We start from the raw sequence: 22,982 nt of genomic DNA on the forward strand, positions 1-22,982 counted from the left end.
AAAAGTTATGGCGAAGTAGTTTAATTACTAGATGAACTACATATATTTCCTAGTGAAATTTTTAAATCCGCAAGTTTAGCTTGAACATCTTCTAGTTCGGCACGACAGTTTGTTTCTAAATTGGAAGATTCTTTAAGTGCTGGTAACTGACTATGCCACTTTGCTGTAAATGGTCGTAAATCCTTATCTAGCACCTTAGTTACTAACTGATAATACAGCCTACAATTAAATCCGTGCGTGTGAGCTGTTTGGCGATGAAATGTGAATAATGACGCAAGGCTTGCTAGTGCGGTTTCGATAACTCCTTCTTTTAGCTGCTGTGTAGCAATACGGGTATCAAGCTCAATGAACATATCCCATGCTGCTTGTTTATCAGCATAGGTATATTTACCTTCGGCACGAAATTTATCAAAAAAGTAAGAATGGTAGACTGTGATACGTTCTAGAGAGCGGGTATCTCTCGCGCTAATTACTTTCTTAAAACGCTCATGATGAGCCGTAAGGTCATTTTCATTGGCATTATGGTTGACTTCGTTTTGATAATAATAATCTGAAAATTTCCGTTGATTTAACTGCCTATCGGCAGCAAGTTCACTTTTTAATTCAGAAGCCAATTTATTAAAAATTTCTTGATTAGAAATTTCTTTCCCTGTTTTCAACATACTTTCCCTTATTCCTTCCCTTCAGTACACCCACAATTTCGATTAAATTTAAAATACACAAACAACATAAGGAAAACCCTATGGGTGGCTTTAGTCAAGATTATGAACCAACACAAGATGATTTAGATAATCACAGTAACCAGCTTAATGATAACAATGATGCTTACTGGCAATCACGTGACTATGATGAACGACCAAGTGACTGGGAGAGCAAAGATGAGTAAACATAATGTCCCTAATCTCCCTAGTAAGACGGGGTTGCCATCTGGTAAAGGCCGTGGCAACAATCCTCCCAAAAAGTAATTAACTTACCCACAGAGCTATACGGTTAAGATCCCAAGCGTATAGCTCTAACCGTTGTACACCCTTGGGTGCACCTGAATATGTGTTATCTGGTGTGCGCATGACTAAAATATTATTATCACTGTTGTGCTTTTTAAACTGTTCAATTTCCCACTCAACCCATAATCTACTGTGAGTATCTTTGCCCACAAGTACTAGTAGCTTATGTGACCCTGCTAATAACTTCGCGATAGCTTTCCGAACTGGTTCTGAGCGTATATCTGATGGTGGGCGACGATTGGTATGGCCATGTTCATTACATATAGCTTCAGCCAAAGATCTATCTTCAAATGTTAATGGATGATTGGGGTTTTGTCGAATCGATTTAATTTGTTGAATGTAGATATTGTCTTTATGATTGTGGCTAATAAATACTGTAGTCATATTATCTATCCTTATATAATTTGTTTAATTACATTATTGATCATTACAAAAATAACAATTATTTATTCGGACATATTTCACGAAGTGCGGAAATATCCACAGATATAATGCAATATGCTTTCTTTTTTCGCCGCTGTTTTTTGCAGGTGGATACATTGGTAAGTTGGCTCTTGCAGGCACAGACAGTGAATTAGCCAGACTCAAGAGGGCGATGTAAATTTGGTTGTCATGGTAACTGCATTTTAATGGTGCGTGATGAACTGCGCCTAGAGTCTGAGCTGGTGGGCTATTACGCAACCTTGTGGCCAGTGGTCGAACGCTTGATTGAATCTGGGACCTCCTTTCATGCATGCATGATGCGACTTGTGCTGGTTTATCGGTTGTTAGGCATCATGAGAAATATGCAAATTAGAATTTAAAGCTGTGTGGTTTCTCGCATGCGACTATTTTTTTAATTTCAATATTTCACTTTGGTTATAAAATCAGACTCCGATTAAGTTTAGGGGTAAGTAACATGGGGGACAAAAAGTGGAAGGTCGTTTTTGGTGCAGATGGTAGTGTTAGTGATGATGAGGTTTATAGCCAGAGAGTTACTATTTTCAATAGTAAAAGTGAGGTCATTGGCATATTTAAGGGAAGTAGCACTCCTAATCCATTTAAGCCGAGTAATACATCAATATCAGGTGAGGATGCATATCCGCATATTAGTAATGGTAAATATGCATTAAGCCATGGAACTCATAAAGGTAAACCAGCACTAGTAGTAAATAATAATGGTTTTGTACCAACGAAAAGTAAGAATCCAAACTTTCCAGATTATGGAAAGAGAGCAAATTTTATTCATGTACATTGGGGGTATAAGCCAACATGGAAAGGTTCAGCTGGGTGTCCAACAATTCACCCTGGTCAATGGAAAGAATTTTTATCCAATGTTCCAAGTGGTGTAGGCGAGCTTGTTATCCCCTAATTCTATTTATGAGTTTTAGTACAATTTCTGCGGATGTTAATCCAATAATAAGTGAATATGAACAGTTGTCTTTGGAGTATGATAAGCAATACTTGGCGGGTAACTCAGTAAAAGCTATGTCCATAGCATTAGAACAATTAAATATGGATCCAAGCGATTCAGTTGCATTTATGCGGCTAGCTTTATCTGTTAAAGAATCATGTGATCAAGTTCATCCATACTTTAACCAATTTGGTTCGAGTGATGAGTTTAAATCAGTAACATCTCTTGCGAAGCTAGTTATAAAGAAAGAGTGCAAAATATCTTTAAAGTAGATGTTTAATAAGATTATCAAAACGACCTATACGCTCGGGATTTAAATGTCGAGCGGTTTACGTGTTTCTAGTGGTTGACGCCTGTTTTCCATAATAACTAAGAGTGACGGCTCCGTTTCCCTTCCGCCCAGTAAAAAAGGCCGCGCAATTGCGAAGCCTTGTGCTTAATGATGAGCCATTTAATAAATGGCTGGAACAGAACTATTTAACTGACTTAACCGCTTCCATTAGGATCGTATTGAACTCATTTGGTTTCTCTAACATCGGGAAGTGGCCTAAGCCTTCAATGTAATAGATGCTGTAGTCTTTGATATGTTTCTTATTTTATTCCGAGTTGGTAGGCCATAAACGAGCATTCACGAGTACTACTGGCACATTAACACTCTCATACACTTGGCTCGCTTTACCACTCACATATTGGCCTAGGTAATGGCGACCATGGTGTATTCTTTTCGGTTGAAAGACGAGTTCCCATGCCCAGCTAAATCCATGGTGAGCACTTGGTACTGCGGTGAAAAGTAACCTAACTGGTTCTGCCAAAGCCGACTGTCTAAGATCCAGCCGTGAATGAAGATAAGCGCAGTTTCTCCGCCGCCACAGGTACTATAAGCGATCAGTTCACCATCGCTGGACGTCGCAACACCGTACTTAGGCGGAGTGTTGCTCGCTAAAACACCCACGCTGTTTAATGACATGAAAACCAAAAATGTCATCATCAAAATTAAACGTTTCATTGTTTCTCTCTATTTACTTTTGAGAGGTACAGGAAATATCCCTCTTAATCAATATAGTCACGATAAACTATGAAGCCTTAGACAGGTCAAGGTCAGCTTTGAGGAAATTTACCGTTCATTTTGTTGATATGGCGTTGAATTTAAAAATCGCGGTCAGAACAGCAGTATAAAGTGATTTGCACGAACCGTGGGGCGAGCGCTGTTACCTCTAATTACCGGCAGATGGGTGTAGTGGCATAGTTGATTTGGCCACTACAGGATGAACCCTTATTGGACCAAACATAGGGGACTCCACCAAGCAATGAAACAGGTATCGACCCTGAAAGCTACCTGCGAGGTTATAGAAGGTGGAAACGAGAAGCTAATGACATACTTCGATGACACAATGTTAGCGCATTTGTGTCCAGATGGGGTTCAGCGATAACCTTCTGACTCGTTCTTGCCCCGAAATCGCTTAGACCAAATACGCTATAAAATTTCGTAGCGTACGTTTTCCCTACCAAAACTAATCCGATTTAGAGGGGCATATAATCACCTCATATACTCGAACGCATTGTGAAATAATATGTGACGAAACTTTTGCGCTAGCTCTGCGCTGACTAAAACGCTGCTCATAATTAATATCAATCAAATTTAATCATTTTATTTCAGTACTTTAGATGGTAAGTTTTCGCCTTTATTTGGTTTTATAGGCTTATCTTGTGCGGTGTTTTTCTATTTTCCCTATAATTGCAGCGCTTGCTGGTAGTCCAAGTTTAGCTGCAGATCCATTATCAGAATTTAAAAATGAATTACAACAACCGAAGCTTAGCGCTGAGCAGCGACTTACGCTGGCTGAGTCTATCACCAAGCATACCGCTTGGAGTGCAGGGGCATTGGCGCAATTCTATTATACGGGGGAGGGACTAGAGTCGCCGAATAAAGATCGTGCGTTGGCAATGTTTGAATTGAGCGCACAATTAGGCGATGCGTATTCAGCTTACAGTGCATTTTTAGGTCATATCCAAGGTTGGTCAAGTCAATCAGACCCAAGCAAAGCGTCACCATATTTATGGCAAGCCGCAAAAGCCGATATTAGACAATCTCGAATGTATTTAGCGGAAGGTTATCGAACGGGTAACTATGGGTTGCCTCAAGATTTAAAAGCTGCGATGCAATGGGCTTATACGACTGAAGTGCCGCCGCAAATGCATTTGGATATGTGTCTTCAAGAGGATCCTTTATATCTAAGCCAGCATTGTGTTAATGAATGGGTTAAACCAGCTGCATTGCAAGGAGATGCGATAGCAAGTTACCGCATGGGATTACAGTTTCAGCATGGCATTAGTATGTTGACTCCAGATCTAAATGAGGCTAACACTTGGTTTGAAAAGGCGGGTAACTACGGACCTGCGTTATTCGCTCGCGGTGATCTTTTATTTGCTCAACAAGGAAACTCTTTTTTCACTAAAGACGATAGCGAGCAGATGAAATCATTGTTGTTCACTGCCGCTCAAGCGGGTGAGCTTGGCGCGTTTACAGAACTCGCGTATGTGATGATTGATGGTGGTGAATCTGACTCTGCGTTGATGTTACTAAGTCAAGCCGACATTGTTGGATCGTGTGATGCTGCATGTAAGTATCAATTATCAGTGCTGCTTGAAAACAGTGAGCCTGAAAACGCTGAAGCATATTTACAAAGTGCGATGAGTGAAGGTGATGCCAACGCTTTGCTTGAGACTGCACTTAAACAAGCCCCTGATTTACCTGAAACTCGCGCTAAAATTTACCAAGCAGCAATTAAAGGCAATGTAACTGCAATGCTATGGTTGATGGATAGAGCAAATGAGTCGGGCGATAAAGAGCAAGCGATTATTTGGCGTCAAGAAGCGGCAGCTTTTCAAGACAGATATAGTCAGTTTGAGTTGGCCTTGCACGCGCGTAAAGAGCATTGGTATGAAGCTTCTAGCTATTGGAGGAGCAGAAACGAGTTTTCTAATCGCTTTAAAGATGACGTTAATGTCTTAGCTGATAGTGGGCGTCCTGAAGTACGCGAGGATGCCATTCAATATACAAAACAATTTAGTGGTGATCTGAAAAAGCGTTATCAAGAGTTGAACGCTCAGCATGATGAGCCAAATTATTATTTAGAACATAACCGCTTACTTAATCAACTTAAGCGTGTTCGCTTTCGTGACTACTCATTATCACCATGGCGAATTGTCGCTGAAGCCCCGGATGTACCGCAAATAGAGGCTTATAACCGTACTGATAAAGTGCCAAGGAGATATAAAGATGGGCGTTTAGCCGTGGATGGAGCTTGGAATCCGCCAGAGAAACTCCCATTTAAATTATTGGCTAATAATCAAAGTGTGCAACAAAGCCATTGTGGATACTTATTTAATCGTGCGACAGGGGATCATCTTTTAATCCACCGCTTGAAAGGCGGATGTCGTCCTGAACCAAGTATTTTGGCTCGACTTGAGCAAGAAGGGGCGAAAAAGCTAGTTCATAATGACGCGGCTTCAGCTGCTTTATTTGATGATGGAAGTGTTGTCACTTGGGGCGGTGCTATGGCTGGTGGCAGTCCTATTCTTGCAGCATCTAATTTTGAAGATTCAGCCTATCAAAGCTTTGATGATGAAATCAAAGTTTACCGTCGTTTACAAGCGAATATTGTCGATATCGCGCCCGTGCAAAGCCATTTCCTCGCTTTAGATAGCTCAGGGAATATTTTGCTTTGGGGACCAATGGCTTATCATTTTGGTAGTGAAATTAAAGGTGAGTATCAAGCACTGGCAGCGAGCCCGGATAGTGACCGTTTTTGTGCGTTGAGTCGTAATGGTGATGTCGATTGCTGGGATTTAGGTGGCGGCGCTTCACCACGAGTTATTGCTCATAACAAGGCGCGTGTGATGAAAGTTGAAGGTACTTTTGACACTTTTGCAATGCTTGATGAAAATGGACAATTGACATTACAGTCTATCGTTATGAATCAAGGCATCAATGATTTATTACCGACGATTGATAAAAGTAAGCGCTGGAAAAAGTTAGAACAAGTAGTTGTTTACGGTAGGCTACGAACTCTTCTGATTGATAGGGATGATAAACTCTATTACATCAAGCCAAATCATCAAAAGTTAGAATTAAAATCGGTACATAATACTGGCGAAGAAACGCTATTTATTACTTCAAATGAAACAATGGCATATTTGAACTAGGCTGTTTGTTTTAATAGTAAAAGCCTCTTTATCTGCATAAGGTAAAGAGGCTTTTTTATTTCGCTATCTAGCTATGGCAACGACCTAACCTTATCTAAAAACAACGCATTGTTAACGCCCCAAGTTGTCTAAAAAGGTTCTGTGACGAAATTCTGCATTTAATCTTGCGATAAAATAAACGCCATTCATGATTGGCGTGTGATGAGTTTAATAAGTCAGACCTTACCGCTATTGCTGGGCAGAAGGTTTAAGATACTTTTTCTTACTTAAGAACACTGCATCGACTTCAGGTGTAGTGTGTTCATAAATAATCTTGGATCTGCAATATTATTGAGCATTGATTGAGTGGGTAAGCAATCATCATCGACGTAGTCGACATAATCCGCCGATGAATCAAAAATCAAAATATCCAACGCCAAACGATCCAATCCGTATAGGCCACGGTGGATCATATCCGCTGAAAACACCAATAAGTCGCCCGCTGCTAACGCAATTGGCTTACCGCCAGAGATGCTATCGCTGCTTACTTTGCCATTCACTTCTTGGCGAACATTGTACTCTTCTTCATTGTCCCATCGCTTGTGCGTACCGGGTATGATCTCCATGCCGAGCTCATCAAATAAGGGCACGCGAAGATGCAACACTTGTGTTTCGAGTATGACTTTCATCTGGTCTTCAATGTCATAGTCGTATTGACAGTCACGGTGCCAGAAGTCTTTTTGTTGCGGATTCACTGGGTTGAAGAACAGCTGCGTGTTCATAAATGCTGGATTTTCTGGAATCACCGCATCGACCACGTCCATGATTTTTGGGGAGCTGATGAAGTTAAAAAGTATCTTTCTATCATCGCTGGGCAAATATTCGCTTCCCGTAATTAAAGACGAGTTAAACGCTTCTTCCTGATAGAATTCTTCGTTGTCTGCTTTCCATAATTCATGGAATTTCAATACCACTTCTCTAAGCGATGCAATTTGAGCTTCATCGAAATAATTTCGGATAACAAAGTAACCATGTTCGTCGTAACTGTTACTTAATTGTTGGCTGTTTTCTAACACTGACTACCTTCACACTCTTTGTGCCGTTTACTGATTACGGCGTTCTTTGGTGCATGATGCCAGACTGGCGCCATTCAACCAAGTAACTAATGAGGGGATAGCTAGCGATGGTGAGAGTAGACCCTGTCGGTATTATTGATTTACAAAATAGGGTCAAAACAGCTAAAGAAAAGCACCGAGAAGCTATACAATACTCGCGTTGCGAGGTCGCAGCATGGGGTACTCATTCATAGAAAAACTCAAAGTAGTCACATATGTCTAAAGATTTTGATTTCACCATAGAATACACCCTCGACAAGCCCTTTTTTGCCGAGTGTTATGATCAAACTAGCCGTCCTGCTGAATTTCCCCAAGCCTATTTAAAAGGCATGCTTTTTCTGATTTTTGGGGTGGTTTTAGTTAAATTTGAGCTACTACCCACTGGCTACGTTGGTTGGTTCTTTATTGTTTTGAGTATTATTGAGGCGCTTAGTGTTTATTTTAAGAGAACCTGGTGGCTATGGCGACAAACATTCAGCATGAGCTTTGGCAGCAAAGTGGTATTTCACGTTGACGCTAACGGTGTGAATTATAAAAGCGGTAAAAACACCCGTAACATCGCTTGGAGTGACATCAATCAACTTCAACAAACTGATTTAGGTTTTATCCTTCATATGGGTAAACAGCGCCAATATGTTAGTAAGTCTTGCTTAAGTGATGAAGTGATCGCGTTCATGGTAGAGCAGCACGCAGTATCCAAAAAGAACTAACATCAATGCGCTATAGCAACCCTGCGTGATCTGCTTTAGAGTCTGAGGGGTATTGTTTGCGATTCATTTCTCTTCATTTCTGCCATTCGAGGTCACCATGTTTACTCAGCGTCCTATTAAACAAGCCAAGACGATAGATAACGTCTACGGCAGCGCTTATTATCACCTCGAAGCGAAAGATCGCACCATTGGTGAGTTACGAAAAAAGCTAGAGGCAAAAACCGATAATCAAGAATGGGTCGACACGGTGTTAAATGACTTGATAGACCGAGGTTATCTTAAATCGGATAAAAAGTTTGCGGTACATTTTGCTGAAATGGCGTTTAATTCAGAAAAGGGCCGTCAGTATATTTTAACCAAGCTGAAAGAGAAGGGGATTGAGAACTCGGCCGCGAATGAAGCGATTGATTACCTTGTGAACCGCGACAACATTTGTGAACTCACCTTATTGAACAACCGCCTTTCAGCTATGCGTTTGGAGGGGCTATCGAGTGATAAACTCTATTCGACACTGCTTAAACATGGTTTTCGATCTTCTGATGTACGTGAAGCTATTCAATCTCACCCTGTCGCATCAACACTGGCTTCTAAGCAGCAAATCAAAGCAGATAAAGCTGATATCGTGAAAGAGATCGAGCGGTTAGCCCGTAAGTTAAAAGGTAAGTCTGTTATTAAGCGTGAGCTACAGCAAAAGCTGATCGATGTGTCTCAGTTTGATGAACAAATTGAGAAACTAGAGATGGATGGTTCGATTGATTTCTATCAAAACTGCCAGCTGCGGTTAGAGAAAAAACGCTTTGATTTGACGAATTCAAAAGAGAAAAGCAAAGCCTACGCGTATTTGTATTCTCATGGCTTTAGCTCGGATGAAATCAAAGAAACACTAGCAAGCTAGTTTCCAAACAACGGTAAGCACTTTAGCTGATTTAATTAAGCTTGGTCACCACAACTCAAAGGGCTAACTGCGATAAGCTGTGGTGACCTGCGTTTTAGTCTTTTGACGCGTTATTTCTGGTTAGCTTTGGTTTATTTAGAATTTGGTTTATTTAGGAAGAGCCGCTTGCTCAGCACGTTGTTTTTCAAGTTGTGGACGACGATGAATCGCCCAGTAAGTTAGCCCCACAAAGAAGCCACCACCAATAATATTGCCGATAGTGACAGGGATCAGATTGTTTAACACCATATTCGCTACGTTAAGGTCGGCAAACTCCGCAGCCGTATGGCCAGTCTGAAGCCAAAACTCAGGTGACGCGAAAGACTGGATCACTATGCCCATAGGGATCATAAACATGTTGGCAATGCTGTGCTCAAAGCCGCAGGCAACAAACATGGCAACAGGCAGTATCATGACCATCACTTTGTCGGTTGCGCTATGGCACGAGAAGGTCATCCACACCGCTAAACACACCATCAAATTACACAAAATACCCAGCACGACCGCCTGAATAAAGGTGTGATGGATTTTGTGTTGCGCCACTTGCATCGCATGAATACCCCATTCACCGCTATTACCAAGGTGCTGTTTGGCAAGCCAAATCAAAGTCACAAAGAATAAAGCACCTAGCATGTTGCCAAAGTACACGGTGACCCAATTGCGGAATAACTGTCGATTGGTGATTCGATTACTAGCACGGGCAACGGTAGTTAACACGGTCGAGGTGAATAGCTCACCACCACAGATCACCACCAAAATTAAGCCAAGGCTAAACGCGATAGCCCCAACGAATTTAGCCATTCCCCATGCCATGTCGCCAGAACCTGTGGTGACTGTGATATAGAAAACAAACGCGATAGAGATAAACACGCCTGCGGTGATCGCGAGTACAAAAGATTGTAATGGGTTTTTGGTGGCTTTATAGATACCGACTTCTTCAGCCTTAATCGTCATGTCGGTGGGCATGAGGGCATCAAATGGGTTTTGTTCGTTACTCATTATTTTATTCTCCCCTGGTAGGGTTATTGTGTAAGCCTAAATATCACGTAAAAGGCACCGTGCAATATTGGCTTTAGCTGTTATTGGATATTGGATACACACACTAGGTATCAATAACCGTGCCAGATGAAAATATAGTGTTAAGTGATTGTTTTAAATGAAATGCAGATGTTGTTGCTAAGTAGGGGTTGACAGAAATGACGATGACACTTGGCTGTCAAAAGCAGGTGTCGACACAGCTTACTCTGTCAATCTCTGTCTATTCAATTAGCGATAAATCGCACAGAGCAGACAGAGTAAGCTAATAGTAAAGTGAAGAAAATCAGCGGTCAAAATTAGGCATTATTGAGCCAATCTAACCAAGCTTCCATGCCTTCACCCGTTGTCGCGGAAAGCTTGAGTACTTGAATGTATGGATTCACTTTGCGTGCATTTTCAATGCAGGCTTCAACATCAAAGGCGACGTAGGGCAGTAAGTCGATTTTGTTGATGATCATCAGCTGCGAAGCGGCAAACATATTCGGGTATTTAAGTGGTTTATCTTCCCCTTCGGTCACCGATAGAATCGCCACTTTGTACTTCTCGCCTAAATCAAAGCTGGCAGGGCAAACCAAGTTCCCCACGTTTTCAATAAACAAGAGGCCGTCATGTTCAAGGCCTAGCTGGTGGCAGGCATCGTGAACCATTTTAGCGTCTAAGTGGCAGCCTTTACCTGTATTGACTTGAATGGCATCTACACCCGTTTCACGAATACGATCAGCATCGTTGGTGGTTTGTTGATCGCCTTCAATCACAGCGCAGGCTCTATCGCTTTGTTGAATCCGCTTTAAGGTTTCAGTTAGCAGGGTCGTTTTGCCTGAACCTGGGCTTGAAACCAAATTCAGCACTAACTGATTAGCCTGGTCGAAGTGTTCGCGGTTATGGCTAGCAAGGTGATTATTTTTACTAAGCACATCCATTTCAATTTCAATCAATTTGCGCTGGCTAACCCCTGCGACATGGGTTTCGGCTTCACCTTTGCCGTAATGTAAATCGCCATGAGCGGATTGTTCTGGTGTCAGTTCATGCGCATGATCGTGATGCTCTTCATGCGAATGGGTTTCTGGATGGCTATGTGAATGGCCATGTGAGTGCTCGTGCGGATGAGCATGATCGTGGCTGTGCGTGTGTTGCTGTTGTGATTGATGGTGCGATTGGTGCTGTGATGATGGGTCAGGGTAATGATAATGATGGTGGTGAACATCGCCCTGATGATGATAGTGGTGATGTACAATAACAGGTTGTGGATTTTCTTGGTGAGCCGCTACGTGTGAGTGGCTATGTGGGTGCTCGTGGTGATGTCCGTGATGATGATCGTGGGGGTGGTCATGATGATGGTCAGCATTGACGTGTTCAATCTGGCTATCACCACATCCGCAAACATTGCACATATTATTCAACCTCTATTTCTTTAATTCGCATTTCATCGCCTTGCAGTACTTTTAGTTTGTAACCTTGGCAGATCGGGCAGCTTTCCCCACGTTGGGCGAGAGAAACGGCTTTATCGCAATCATAGCAATGGGCTTCACCCGCTTTCGGTACTATTTCGAGTGCCGCATCTTGAGCGATGGTTTCTTTTGCTGCGAGATCGAAGCAGAACTTAATGGTGTCCGGTTCGACGCATGACAATACCCCGATTTCTAACCATACCTTGGTGACTTTGTTAAAGCCTTGCTGAGTAGCTTGCTCTACGACGAGATCAACGGTGTCCATACTCAGAGACATTTCATGCATGGCGACTCCTAAACTTGCTAAAAATGATCGGCGGGGGAGTAAATATTCAAAGAGCGAAAATTAAATCATTAATTTTTAAAAAGTTTTGTGATGCGAATCAAATATAAACCAGTAGGCGTATCGGGAGGCTTTTTATTTGTATGATGAAGTGATGATCGTCATCGTCATTAGTGTCGATATTCGTTTTTATTCATCAGAAATAGCATGATTCAAACGAGCGAAATCTTGGGTTTTGAGTTTTAAGTCTATTAAATTCAGTGGTTTACTCTGTTTGCTTTGGCGATTGTTAATCTTGGTATGAAAGTTGTAATAGAGGGGGTTCGAACTGCAATTTAACTAAGGTTAGTTATGAATCGCTTTGTAATTGCAGATCCTCAGTTATGTATCGGGTGTGGGACATGCATGGCAGCATGCTCTACAGCCCACAAAGCGGAAGGTCTGCAAGCTCACCCAAGATTGACTGTAATGAGACATAAGCAGGCCACTGCGCCTGTGCTATGCCGTCATTGTGAAGATGCACCATGCGCGCAAGTATGTCCTGTCAATGCCATTACCCAAGAACAGGGTAGTGTTGTTGTGAATGAAAGCCTCTGTGTAGGCTGTACGCTTTGTGCCATTGCATGCCCATTTGGTGCCATTGCCATCGATGGAAGTCGCCCTGTTGATATGGCGAATTCCTACGACACCTATATTCCCTCCACCGTCCATTCCAGTAACCCTTCAACTTCTAGCCCGCAATGTTTTGGTAAAGACATTTTAGCGTGGGAGCCAGGTGTGAAGAGTATTGCTGTGAAGTGCGACTTATGTCAGTCCACCACGGGCTCGCCTGCCTGTATCGAGGTTTGCCCCACCAAGGCGCTGTTCTTGGTTGAAGAGCAAGGCATGGCAGACGCAAGTCAAAATAAGCGCAATGAGGCGGCTCTTGATGTTTCAACTATAGCTTTGGAGCGACAGGAATCATGATAGAACTCGACTTATTAATGCTTTCGATTTTGCTTTATCTCGCAGGTGCAGGGCTTTCGTTGATTTTTCATAACGATGAACGACGTGCCGCGCATGTTTCTGGCGTGCTATGTGCGTTAGGCGGTATTGCGGGCATTGCAGCGGCGATACCTGTGCTATTGAGCGGGGATGCCATCACACATCAACTTTATAGTCCTTTTACCTTTGCTGATTGCGTGATCCGCTTGGATGCACTGTCTGCTTTTATGGTGTTAGTGATATCGCTATTAGTGGTGGCGTGTGCCGTCTATTCACTGTCTTACATGCGTGAATACGAAGGGAAAGGTGTGTGGGCAATGGGCTTCTTTATGAATGTCTTTATTGCTTCCATGGTGGCCTTGGTTGTTTCTGACAATGCGTTTTACTTCATTGTCTTTTTCGAAATGATGTCGCTGGCTTCTTACTTCTTGGTGATTTCAGAACAAGATGAAAAAGCGGTGAAAGCTGGGCTGCAATATTTTTTGATAGCGCATGCTGGTTCTGTGTTGATCATGATCGCCTTCTTCATTTTGTATCGCCAATCAGGCAGCTTGAACTTCGCGGATTTCAAAACCGCTGACTTGTCACAATGGCAAGCGTCGGCGGTGTTCTTGCTGGCCTTCTTTGGCTTTGGTGCCAAAGCAGGGATGATCACCTTACACGGTTGGTTGCCACAAGCTCACCCCGCAGCGCCTTCTCATGCATCGGCATTAATGTCGGGTGTGATGGTCAAAATTGGTGTGTTCGGCATCATTAAAGTCGGTATCGATTTTCTTGGGGCTGATACAGCATGGTGGGGCTATGTGGTATTGGCCTTTGGCGGTGTGTCGTCGGTGTTAGGCGTTATGTATGCCTTGGCAGAGCACGATATCAAACGCTTGTTGGCTTACCACACGGTGGAAAATGTCGGCATTATTTTAATGGGCGTTGGCATTGGCATGATAGGTATTGCTAACGATCAACCTGTGCTGGCAACCCTAGGTTTACTTGGTGGCTTATACCACTTACTCAATCATGCGGTGTTTAAAGGGCTGCTGTTCTTAGGCGCGGGCTCAATGATTTACCGTGTTCACACCAAAGACATGGAAAAAATGGGTGGCCTTGCCAAGTTAATGCCGTATACCGCGTTAGCGTTTTTGATCGGGACTATGGCGATTTCAGCCTTACCGCCGCTTAACGGTTTTGTCAGTGAATGGTTCATTTACCAATCGCTACTGACGATGAGTAAAGAAGGCACCTTCGCGATGTCGATTGCAGGGCCTATTGCCGTAGTCATGCTTGCCATTACGGGTGCGCTTGCCTGCATGTGTTTCGTGAAAGTGTATGGCATTTGTTTTTGCGGTGCCGCACGAAGCGAACAAGCCACTAAAGCGACCGAAGTCCCTAAACCTATGGTGTTTGGCACCCTGTCGTTAGCCGTGCTTTGTATTGTACTGGGTGTAGGTTCGCCTTGGATCGCACCAACGATATCAAGTGTTGCAAGTAGTTTGGTCAATAGCGATGCCATTACGGTGACGCAAGGTGCGGCACTTATTCCAGATAACGGCGCACAAGCGATTCTATCAACACCTGTGATTGCCTTGACGTTACTTGGGTTGTTGCTGGTTCCTACGCTTATTCTTGCTATTTTCAAAGGACCGAAACTTACACGTCGACACAATAATGATCCTTGGGCGTGTGGTTATGGTTATGAAGATCGCATGACAGTGTCAGCAGGCGGTTTTACTCAGCCACTGCGTGCCATGTTTGTTCCGCTATACGCCATTCGAAACTGGTTAAATCCAGCGCCGCTGTTCGCTTTGATCCTTGAGAAGACCAAAGCAGGAGCGACATACATCGAACCTTTCTTTGATAACAGAGTGATATTGCCTGTTGCACGTTTTGTTCTGCGTGTCGGTAAGCGTCTGCAATGGCTGCAATACGGTGATTTTAGAACCTATTGCTTATACATGGTTATTGCATTGCTGGTGCTGTTATTCATCCCCGTAGATTTAGGAGTTAACTGATGCAAGGGCTTGAGATGCCAAGTCCTGAGCTGATTGCGTTAGCTATCGTTCAGGCATTAATCATGCTGGGGCTCGCCCCCCTTGTGACAGGCTTTTCGCGTGTTCTTCGCGCCAAAATGCACTCACGTCAGGGGCCGGGTGTGCTGCAAGACTACCGAGATATCTTTAAGTTGCTTCGTCGCCAAGAAGTAGCGCCAACACCGTCGGGGGTGATTTTCAAAATCATGCCATCGGTACTGATCATCACTATGTTGTTGATTGGTATGGCGCTGCCAACGGTGACTAATTACTCGCCATTTCCAATTGCAGGGGATGTGATCACCGACATCTATTTGTTTGCAATCTTCCGCTTCTTTTTTGCGTTAGCGGGGTTGGATTCAGGCAGCATGTTCTCAGGGATCGGTTCTAGCCGTGAACTGACACTGGGTGTGCTGGTAGAGCCGATTTTGATGCTGTCCATTTTTACGATGGCATTGGTAGTGGGCACGTCTGACCTTGGTTACATCAGTAATCATATGGCAACCGAGACATGGGTAGCCCCTGGCGCAACAGTATTAGCGGGGATTGCTTGTGCATTCGTGATCTTTATCGAAATGGGTAAGTTGCCGTTTGACTGTGCAGAAGCCGAGCAAGAGCTGCAAGAAGGGCCAATCACTGAGTATGCGGGTTCTGGTTTAGCCATGGTTAAGCTTGGTCTTGGCCTAAAACAATTGGTGGTTGCTCAGCTGTTCCTCGCGATTTTCATTCCGTTTGGTAAAGCCACGTCACTGACATTTCCTGCATTAGCCTCGGCAACGGGGATCTTAATGCTGAAATTGTTCGTTGTATTTTTGGTGGCAGGCGTGATTGAAAACAGCGTGGCACGAACTCGATTCTTGAAAACGCATCACCTGACTTGGGTGGGATTTGGTATCGCGGTATTAGCGTTCATCTTTTTCCTCACAGGCTTATAGGGAGCATAGAGAAAAGTTATGGATATTATTGCTCTATTAACGATTTTCGTTCCCTTTTTAGGGGCGGTCATCACAGTCTTAGTGCCTCGGCAGGCGGCGAAGTGGGTGTGTCAGCTATTCGCTGCACTTGCCTCGCTCGGTACGCTGATATTAGCCGCGGCCTTTTTTAACAGTGGCGAAACCAGCGTTACCTATCAACTGGTCATGTTTTCCCAAACGGAAATATTTGGCTTAACCATAGATAAAGTCAGCACCTTAATCGCAGTGGCGGTGGTAGTGCTGGGGCTGTTGGTTAGCATTTATTCGCTAGGCTACATGACCGAAGGTAACCGTGAACATCCCCATGAAGGTTTGCCACGTTACTACGCCTTTCTGCTGATATTCATTGGTGCGATGGCGGGGTTAGTGCTGTCGTCAACCATTCTGGGTCAGTTGCTGTTCTTTGAAATCACCGGGGCCTGTTCTTGGTCGTTGATTGGTTACTACCAAAAACCGACGTCGCTTAAAGCGGCACTTAAAGCTTTACTAGTGACTCACGTTGCTTCGATTGGCTTGTTTGTCGCGGCTGCGTTTGTGTTCAAAGAAACGGGGACTTTCTCGTTATCCGCTTTGGCTTCGCTATCGCCAGAAACCAAAACCATCGTGTTCTTAGGCATCTTGATGGCGGCATGGGGTAAATCAGCTCAGTTACCGCTGCATGTTTGGTTACCCGATGCGATGAATGCGCCAACGCCTGTCAGTGCTTATCTACATGCGGCTTCCATGGTGAAAGTGGGCGTGTATATCTTTGCGCGCGCGATTATGTCGGGGGGAGACATTCCTGAAGTGATCGGAGTGATAGGTGTGACAGGGGCGATGATCACCTTGATCTACGGTTTCATCATGTACTTACCACAAACCGATATGAAGCGTCTGCTGGCGTACTCTACGATCACGCAGTTGGCTTATATCTTCCTTGCGTTGTCGTTATCTGTCTTCGGTTCCGACCTCGCTTTCGAAGGTGGGGTGACGTACATCTTTAACCATGCTTTTGCGAAGAGCTTGTTCTTCTTGGTAGCTGGGGCGCTGAGTTACACCTGTGGTACGCGTATGTTGCCAGCACTGCGTGGCATCGTGAAGAAATCGCCACTATTAGCCGTGGGTTTCTGCGTTGCTGCCTTGGCCATCACGGGCGTACCGCCATTCAATGGTTTCTTCAGTAAATTCCCACTCTTTGCTGCGGGTTTCAACCTATCTAGCGAGCATAGCTGGTTAATGCCTGTGATGATTCTGGCCTTGGTTGAATCTGTCGCGAGCTTTGGTTGGATCTTGTACTGGTTTGGTAAAACTGTTGTTGGTGAGCCCTCTGAGGCTGTTGCCACTGCAAAACCTCTTCCTCGCTCCATGAGTGCCGTACTGATCATTCTGATCATTATGTCTTTCTGTTCGAGCTTTATTGCATCTAATTGGCTGAGTTAAGGAATGACGATGAATGGAGAAATTGTAATTAATAATCTAGCCGGGCTGTTGATCATTACCTCCTTGATGGTAATTGGCGTCAACAAGCCGCGGGTAGTGGCAATGCTGTATTCGCTACAGTCATTTGTTTTGGTGCTGACCTTTATTGCTATCGCCAATACCGTGGATGCGCCGCAGCTTTATCATTGGTCGATCACTGCCTTTATTACCAAGGTGATCGCACTGCCTGCGCTGCTGTATTACGCCTTTAGCAAAATGTATGACGCTGAAGCCAATAAGCCCGTTATCCACTTTGCGTGGTTGGTGATTATTGGTGGGGTGATCACTTTGCTGAGCTTCTTGGCGGTGGAATCTGTGCAGCTTCCTTTGGTTGCCCACCTGAAACCGGCATTAGCGGTATCGTTAGGGCACTTCTTCTTAGGCTTGCTGTGTATTGTCAGTCAGCGAAACATTCTTAAGCAGTTGTTTGGTTACTGCTTGATGGAAAACGGTTCGTCGCTGACCTTGGCATTGCTTGCTAATAAGGCCCCAGGGTTGGTGGAGATTGGCGTCACTATTGATGCGGTGTTTGCAGTGATCTTCATGATTATTTTGGTTAGGCAGATTTACACCAAGTTACATACCTTGGATGCCCAGCAGCTTACTACGTTAAAGGGGTAATATTCATGTCTTCAACACTTTTACTCCCGTTGCTTCTGGCTGTGCCGTTTGTGGCTGGGATTGTCTCTTTTCTCTCTTATTGGGGAGGCAAGGGGCTAAGACAACTCGCCATTGGGGCGCATGTTATTAGCATGCTGGCTGTGCTGGCGATTTCGTGGACCCTTGCAGCAGATGTGTTTACCGATGGTCCTATTTTTGCGGCTCATCAATGGCTGTACTTAGACAGTTTATCGGCGTTGTTTACTGCTTTACTGGCTTTAGTGGGGTTATTAACGGGCTTTTACTCGATTGGCTATATCGGCCATGAGTTTAAAGAAGGGGAATTATCGGCGAAAAAAGTCGCGCTTTACTACGGCTTATTCAACTTCTTCCTTGCCACTATGCTGGTGGCTGTCACCGCGAATAACGTGATCATGATGTGGGTGGCGATTGAAGCAACCACCATCAGTTCGGTGTTCTTAGTCGGTTTATACGGTCAACGTTCATCGCTGGAAGCGGCGTGGAAATACATCATCATCTGTAGTGTCGGGGTAGCATTCGGGCTGTTTGGCTCGATCATGGCGTACTCCAATGCAGCCGCTGTGTTTAGTGACCCATCGACGGCGATTTTCTGGACTGAAATTCATCAACACGCCAACTTGCTGGATCCGACCTTGGTCCATATCTCATTCATCTTCATTTTGATTGGGTTTGGGACGAAAACGGGTTTGTTTCCTATGCATGCATGGTTACCCGATGCACACTCCGAAGCCCCAAGCCCTGTCAGTGCCTTGCTGTCAGCGGGTCTACTTAACTGCGCGTTATTGGTTATCTTGCGTTACTACATAGTGACAGTGAAAGCGATTGGTCCGCAATTCCCACAAATGTTGTTGATGGTGTTTGGCTTTATGTCAGTGGCTGTCGCTGCGTTCTTCATCATTACCCAGCGCGATATTAAACGCTTATTGGCTTATTCGAGTGTCGAGAACATGGGGTTGATCACCTTGGCAATAGCGCTTGGTCCTTTAGGGATTTTAGCGGGGCTATTGCATGTGATTAACCACAGCTTGGGTAAAACCCTAATGTTCTGCGGTTCGGGCAATATCTTGTTGAAATACGGCACCCGTGACATGGACACAGTAAAAGGGGTACTTCGCGTTGCCCCTATTACTGGGGTGTTATTGGGTATGGGCGCATTGGCGTTGGGTGGTGTACCACCGTTTAACTTATTCATCAGTGAATTCATGGTGGTCACCGCAGGTATCGGTAGCAACTACACGATCATGACTGTGGTGCTCTTGTTCTTGCTAACCGTGGTGTTAGCTGGACTTGCGCGCATGGTGGCAGGTTGTGTACTGGGACCAAAACCTGAACAGGTTGAAAAAGGCGAGCTGGGCGTGATGACCTTGGCGCCAATGATAGTGCTGATTGTGATGATGCTGGTAATGGGAACCCATATACCTAAGCCTATTCTGCACGGTTTAGATCGCGCGGCCTTGGTGGTACTTGATAGCAAAGAAGAAACCATGATCGATGCTTTAAACCTACCTTGGCAAATGCAGCAATCTGTTTCTGTCGATACAACCCCATCTTCTGTTGCCCTACATAAAGAGAGATAAGCGAGTGGATACTTTAGAACTCAATACTAAACAAAATAACAATAAGCAGGGCTACGGCTATATTGCAGGGGTCCGTCAGTTCTTTCCTAGTGCCATTATTGACGAAGAATGGCAAACCCATAATCAGGTCACGATTACGGTAAAAGCGACTGCCTTGATTGATGTGATGAAATGGTTGTACTACGACCAAGGTGGTTGGCTGACGGTTTCATTCGGTAATGACGAACGCTCGCTTAACGGCCACTTTGCCGTTTACCACGCAATGTCGATGGAAGGCGAAGTCAAAAGCTGGGTAACAGTGAAGGTATTAGTTGATGCGGTGAGCCAAGAGTTTCCATCAATTACCCCTGTTATCCCTGCGGCGGTGTGGGGCGAACGTGAAGTGCGTGACATGTATGGTTTGCGTCCAGTCGGTCTGCCTGATGAGCGCCGCTTAGTTTTACCCGATGATTGGCCTGACGACCTTCACCCTTTGAGAAAAGATGCGATGGATTATCGTCAACGTCCGATGCCGACCACAGAAACAGAAACCTATAAGTTCGATAATCAACTAGGTGATGATAAAAACCGCATCGTACCTGTTGGCCCGTTACACATTACGTCTGATGAACCTGGGCATTTTCGGTTGTTTGTTGACGGCGAAGACATTGTCGATGCGGATTACCGCATGTTCTATGTTCACCGTGGCATGGAAAAGCTGGCCGAAACCCGTATGGGCTATAACGAAGTCGCATTCCTGACTGACCGCGTCTGCGGTATTTGTGGTTTCACCCACAGCGTGGGTTACAGCAATTCGGTTGAAAACGCCATGGATATCCCAGTACCCGCGCGGGCCAAGATGATCCGTACTGTGTTACTGGAAGTAGAACGCCTTCATAGCCACATGTTGAACATTGGGCTATCCAGCCACTTTGTCGGCTTTGATACGGGCTTTATGCAGTTCTTCCGAGTGCGTGAAAAAACCATGGAAATGGCAGAGCTCTTAACGGGCGCCCGCAAAACCTACGGCTTGAACCTGATTGGTGGCGTTCGTCGCGATATTTTGCAAACACACCGTGCTAAAGGGATTGCACTGGTTCGCCAGGTACGCCAAGAGTTTAAAGGTTTGGTCGATATGCTGCTTAGCACGCCAAACATTGAACAACGTATCGTAGGGGTTGGGATCTTATCTAAAGATATCGCCCGTGATTACAGCCCAGTAGGGCCATTGATCCGCGGTAGTGGTTTTAAGCGTGATGCACGTATTGTGCACCAGCAATCACTTGAAGCTTATGGTGATGTACCGTTCGAGCTGCAAGCCTTTGATGGTGGTGATGTGCAATCTAGGGTGATGGTGCGGATAAAAGAAGTATTCGATTCACTCAATATTATCGAATACGGCCTTGATACTTTACCGAGTGGGGCTCTGTTGACGGAAGGCTTCACTTACACCCCGAACAAGTTTGCTCTTGGTTTCACAGAAGCGCCACGTGGTGAAAACGTTCACTGGAGTATGACGGGGGATAACCAAAAACTGTTCCGCTGGCGTTGTCGTGCAGCAACGTATGCCAACTGGCCAACCTTGCGCTATATGTTACGCGGTAACACTGTATCTGATGCGCCACTTATCATAGGTAGCTTGGATCCATGTTATTCGTGTACCGACCGTGTGACGTTGGTGGATACCAAGAAACGCAAGTCGACCACAGTGTCTTACAAAGAAATCGAACGTTATGGCATTGAGCGGAAAAACTCGCCACTCAAGTAGGAGGCTAACAGATGTTTAAATTAATAAAAACCATCATTAAAGCCGGCGAAAGTACCACTAAGTATCCTTTTGCACCGCTTGAAGTGAGTGATGATTTTCGTGGTAAACCCGAATATAACCCAGACCAATGTATTGCTTGTGCGGCTTGTACACGCGCTTGTCCTGCGAATGCCTTGATCATGGAAACTGATGCCGAGCAAGGTACGCGCCGTTGGCAGTTATCCATTGCTCGCTGCATTTTTTGTGGTCGTTGTGAAGAAGTGTGCCCAACCCAAGCCATCAAGTTATCCAAAGAATTTGAGTTGGCTGTGAGTAATAAAAAAGATCTGTATCAAGAAGCAAACTTTTCTCTTACTCAATGTCGTGAGTGCGGTATCGGTTTTGCGCCGCGAAAAGCGGTTGAATATGCATTGGATTTATTAAAGCAGGGCGGTATGAGCGAAGAGCAGTTTGAAGTGCGTCGTCAGCAGCTTGAAACCTGTCCTGATTGTCGTCGTAAACAAAACATGCTGGACGGTGGCAATATTTTGCTTGGTAAAAATGTTCTCCATGCCAAGCAACTAAATAAGGAAGTGTCAGATGAAAGGAATTAAGAAAATTGTCGGCACTGCCCATACAGCGGCTCAGCCGCTTGAGCAAGATCCTCATGCCGCGAAATTAAAAAGTACCTTGCTGAATGATATTAAGCGCTCGGCGTATGTATATCGGGTTGACTGCGGAGGCTGTAACGCCTGCGAAATTGAAATCTTTGCTGCAACTACGCCTGTATTTGATACCGAGCGCTTTGGTATCAAGGTGGTCGCTTCACCGCGTCATGCCGATATTTTATTGTTTACGGGGGCTGTGACGCGCCCGATGCGTATGCCTGCACTGCGGGCTTATGAAGCGGCACCCGATCCCAAAATTGTGGTGTCTTACGGCGCGTGTGGCTGTGATGGCGGGATTTTCCATGACCTTTATGGTGTGTGGGGCGGGACGGACAAGATCATTCCCGTTGATGTTTATATTCCGGGCTGTCCTCCCACGCCTGCAGCAACCATCTATGGATTCGCAATGGCGCTTGGTTTGCTTGATCAAAAACTCAAAGCTGAAGTGCATTTTGAAGATCCAACAGAGCGGGTCACCTTGAAACACACGGGCATTCCGCTTGAGCTCAAAGTGCTGATTGAACGCGAAGCACGTCGTTTAGCGGGCTATCGTCATGGTCAGCAGATTGCTGATGAATTTATGACGTTATTAATCACCTGTACGCCTGATGATGTTGATCGCAAGGTCAATCAATTCATGGCTGAAAAAGACGATCCGCGTTTGCATGAAATTATCGAAAACTTGTACCGCGTATCGCTTGCACACATGAGCGGGCAATCAATCGGTGAATCAGCAAGCGATGAACCAGCAAGTGATGCCAGTACTAAACAGAATGCGAAACAGTCTGAATCGACTGAACTTGTAACGGATTAGAGGCC

General features: G+C 44.7%; 21 protein-coding genes and 1 pseudogene. 15 read left to right on the top strand and 7 right to left on the bottom strand.

Annotation, left to right across the window (positions count from 1 at the left end):
* Positions 1 to 20: 20 nt before the first annotated feature.
* Positions 21 to 662, bottom strand: a complete 642-nt coding sequence (locus tag L4C35_RS13990) for a hypothetical protein (protein ID WP_428463459.1) — start codon at positions 660 to 662, stop codon at positions 21 to 23.
* A gap of 80 nt (positions 663 to 742) precedes the next feature.
* Here L4C35_RS13990 and L4C35_RS13995 point away from each other — a divergent pair, with 80 nt between their 5' ends.
* Positions 743 to 886: a hypothetical protein gene (locus tag L4C35_RS13995; RefSeq protein WP_189337969.1), complete on the top strand. Its 144-nt coding sequence runs from the start codon at positions 743 to 745 to the stop codon at positions 884 to 886.
* A 79-nt stretch (positions 887 to 965) separates the two neighbouring features.
* Here L4C35_RS13995 and L4C35_RS14000 read toward each other — a convergent pair whose 3' ends face one another.
* The gene (locus tag L4C35_RS14000) at positions 966 to 1,388 is read right to left on the bottom strand and encodes a TIR domain-containing protein (protein ID WP_094959021.1); all 423 of its coding nucleotides are present in this window, start codon (positions 1,386 to 1,388) and stop codon (positions 966 to 968) included.
* A 514-nt stretch (positions 1,389 to 1,902) separates the two neighbouring features.
* Between L4C35_RS14000 and L4C35_RS14005 the strand changes: the two genes are divergently transcribed.
* Together L4C35_RS14005 and L4C35_RS14010 are read left to right on the top strand one after the other, a co-directional pair.
* Positions 1,903 to 2,355 carry a hypothetical protein gene (locus L4C35_RS14005; RefSeq protein WP_094958919.1) on the top strand — a complete coding sequence of 151 codons (453 nt, stop codon included), beginning with the start codon at positions 1,903 to 1,905 and terminating at the stop codon, positions 2,353 to 2,355.
* Between the two features lie 8 nt (positions 2,356 to 2,363).
* Entirely contained in the window at positions 2,364 to 2,669 is a 306-nt protein-coding gene (locus L4C35_RS14010) for a hypothetical protein (protein ID WP_094958918.1), read from the top strand.
* A gap of 201 nt (positions 2,670 to 2,870) precedes the next feature.
* On the opposite strand, the pseudogene L4C35_RS14015 reads toward L4C35_RS14010, so the two are convergent.
* A pseudogene (locus tag L4C35_RS14015) lies at positions 2,871 to 3,403 on the bottom strand (alpha/beta fold hydrolase).
* A 701-nt stretch (positions 3,404 to 4,104) separates the two neighbouring features.
* Between L4C35_RS14015 and L4C35_RS14020 the strand changes: the two are divergent.
* Entirely contained in the window at positions 4,105 to 6,603 is a 2,499-nt protein-coding gene (locus L4C35_RS14020; RefSeq protein WP_428463460.1) for a tetratricopeptide repeat protein, read from the top strand.
* Between the two features lie 266 nt (positions 6,604 to 6,869).
* Here the strand turns inward: L4C35_RS14020 and L4C35_RS14025 are convergent, their stop codons facing one another.
* Entirely contained in the window at positions 6,870 to 7,658 is a 789-nt protein-coding gene (locus L4C35_RS14025; protein ID WP_428463461.1) for a phytanoyl-CoA dioxygenase family protein, read from the bottom strand.
* 254 nt (positions 7,659 to 7,912) lie between these two features.
* Between L4C35_RS14025 and L4C35_RS14030 the strand changes: the two genes are divergently transcribed.
* Both L4C35_RS14030 and L4C35_RS14035 read left to right on the top strand, forming a co-directional pair.
* Complete coding sequence (locus L4C35_RS14030; protein ID WP_428463462.1) at positions 7,913 to 8,407, top strand: YcxB family protein; 495 nt, start codon at positions 7,913 to 7,915, stop codon at positions 8,405 to 8,407.
* Positions 8,408 to 8,504: 97 nt separating this feature from the next.
* The gene (locus tag L4C35_RS14035) at positions 8,505 to 9,302 is read left to right on the top strand and encodes a RecX family transcriptional regulator (protein WP_428463463.1); all 798 of its coding nucleotides are present in this window, start codon (positions 8,505 to 8,507) and stop codon (positions 9,300 to 9,302) included.
* A 147-nt stretch (positions 9,303 to 9,449) separates the two neighbouring features.
* Here L4C35_RS14035 and focA read toward each other — a convergent pair whose 3' ends face one another.
* The 3 genes from focA to hypA form a co-directional block, all read right to left on the bottom strand.
* On the bottom strand, positions 9,450 to 10,340 hold the full coding sequence (gene focA, locus L4C35_RS14040) for a formate transporter FocA (protein ID WP_428463464.1): 891 nt from the start codon (positions 10,338 to 10,340) through the stop codon (positions 9,450 to 9,452).
* Positions 10,341 to 10,675: 335 nt separating this feature from the next.
* Entirely contained in the window at positions 10,676 to 11,770 is a 1,095-nt protein-coding gene (gene hypB / locus L4C35_RS14045) for a hydrogenase nickel incorporation protein HypB (RefSeq protein WP_428463465.1), read from the bottom strand.
* A 1-nt stretch (position 11,771) separates the two neighbouring features.
* The gene (gene hypA / locus L4C35_RS14050; RefSeq protein WP_428463466.1) at positions 11,772 to 12,113 is read right to left on the bottom strand and encodes a hydrogenase maturation nickel metallochaperone HypA; all 342 of its coding nucleotides are present in this window, start codon (positions 12,111 to 12,113) and stop codon (positions 11,772 to 11,774) included.
* A 348-nt stretch (positions 12,114 to 12,461) separates the two neighbouring features.
* On the opposite strand from hypA, the gene L4C35_RS14055 reads away from it, so the two are divergent.
* Genes L4C35_RS14055 through L4C35_RS14095 form a run of 9 tightly spaced genes read left to right on the top strand, consistent with a single transcriptional unit; the run spans position 12,462 to position 22,977 of the window.
* Positions 12,462 to 13,076, top strand: a complete 615-nt coding sequence (locus L4C35_RS14055) for a 4Fe-4S dicluster domain-containing protein (RefSeq protein ID WP_303559131.1) — start codon at positions 12,462 to 12,464, stop codon at positions 13,074 to 13,076.
* Positions 13,073 to 15,100: a hydrogenase 4 subunit B gene (gene hyfB / locus L4C35_RS14060; RefSeq protein WP_428463467.1), complete on the top strand. Its 2,028-nt coding sequence runs from the start codon at positions 13,073 to 13,075 to the stop codon at positions 15,098 to 15,100. The genes L4C35_RS14055 and hyfB overlap by 4 nt, the downstream gene beginning before the upstream one ends.
* Entirely contained in the window at positions 15,100 to 16,053 is a 954-nt protein-coding gene (locus tag L4C35_RS14065) for a respiratory chain complex I subunit 1 family protein (RefSeq protein ID WP_428463468.1), read from the top strand. Before hyfB ends, L4C35_RS14065 begins: the two co-directional genes overlap by 1 nt.
* An 18-nt stretch (positions 16,054 to 16,071) precedes the next feature.
* Positions 16,072 to 17,511 (top strand): hydrogenase 4 subunit D, encoded by a 1,440-nt coding sequence (locus L4C35_RS14070; protein ID WP_428463469.1) that lies wholly within the window; start codon positions 16,072 to 16,074, stop codon positions 17,509 to 17,511.
* A gap of 9 nt (positions 17,512 to 17,520) precedes the next feature.
* Complete coding sequence (gene hyfE, locus L4C35_RS14075; RefSeq protein ID WP_048897783.1) at positions 17,521 to 18,171, top strand: hydrogenase 4 membrane subunit; 651 nt, start codon at positions 17,521 to 17,523, stop codon at positions 18,169 to 18,171.
* Positions 18,172 to 18,176: 5 nt separating this feature from the next.
* Entirely contained in the window at positions 18,177 to 19,769 is a 1,593-nt protein-coding gene (locus L4C35_RS14080; protein ID WP_428463470.1) for a hydrogenase 4 subunit F, read from the top strand.
* 4 nt (positions 19,770 to 19,773) lie between these two features.
* On the top strand, positions 19,774 to 21,516 hold the full coding sequence (locus tag L4C35_RS14085) for a hydrogenase large subunit (RefSeq protein ID WP_428463471.1): 1,743 nt from the start codon (positions 19,774 to 19,776) through the stop codon (positions 21,514 to 21,516).
* An 11-nt stretch (positions 21,517 to 21,527) separates the two neighbouring features.
* Positions 21,528 to 22,109, top strand: coding sequence for a hydrogenase 4 subunit H (gene hyfH / locus L4C35_RS14090; protein ID WP_428463472.1), 582 nt, complete (start codon positions 21,528 to 21,530; stop codon positions 22,107 to 22,109).
* Entirely contained in the window at positions 22,096 to 22,977 is an 882-nt protein-coding gene (locus tag L4C35_RS14095) for an NADH-quinone oxidoreductase subunit B family protein (protein ID WP_428463473.1), read from the top strand. The genes hyfH and L4C35_RS14095 overlap by 14 nt, the downstream gene beginning before the upstream one ends.
* The last annotated feature ends 5 nt before the right edge of the window (positions 22,978 to 22,982 follow it).

Source organism: Photobacterium kagoshimensis (assembly GCF_050337045.1).
Lineage (GTDB): Bacteria > Pseudomonadota > Gammaproteobacteria > Enterobacterales > Vibrionaceae > Photobacterium > Photobacterium kagoshimensis.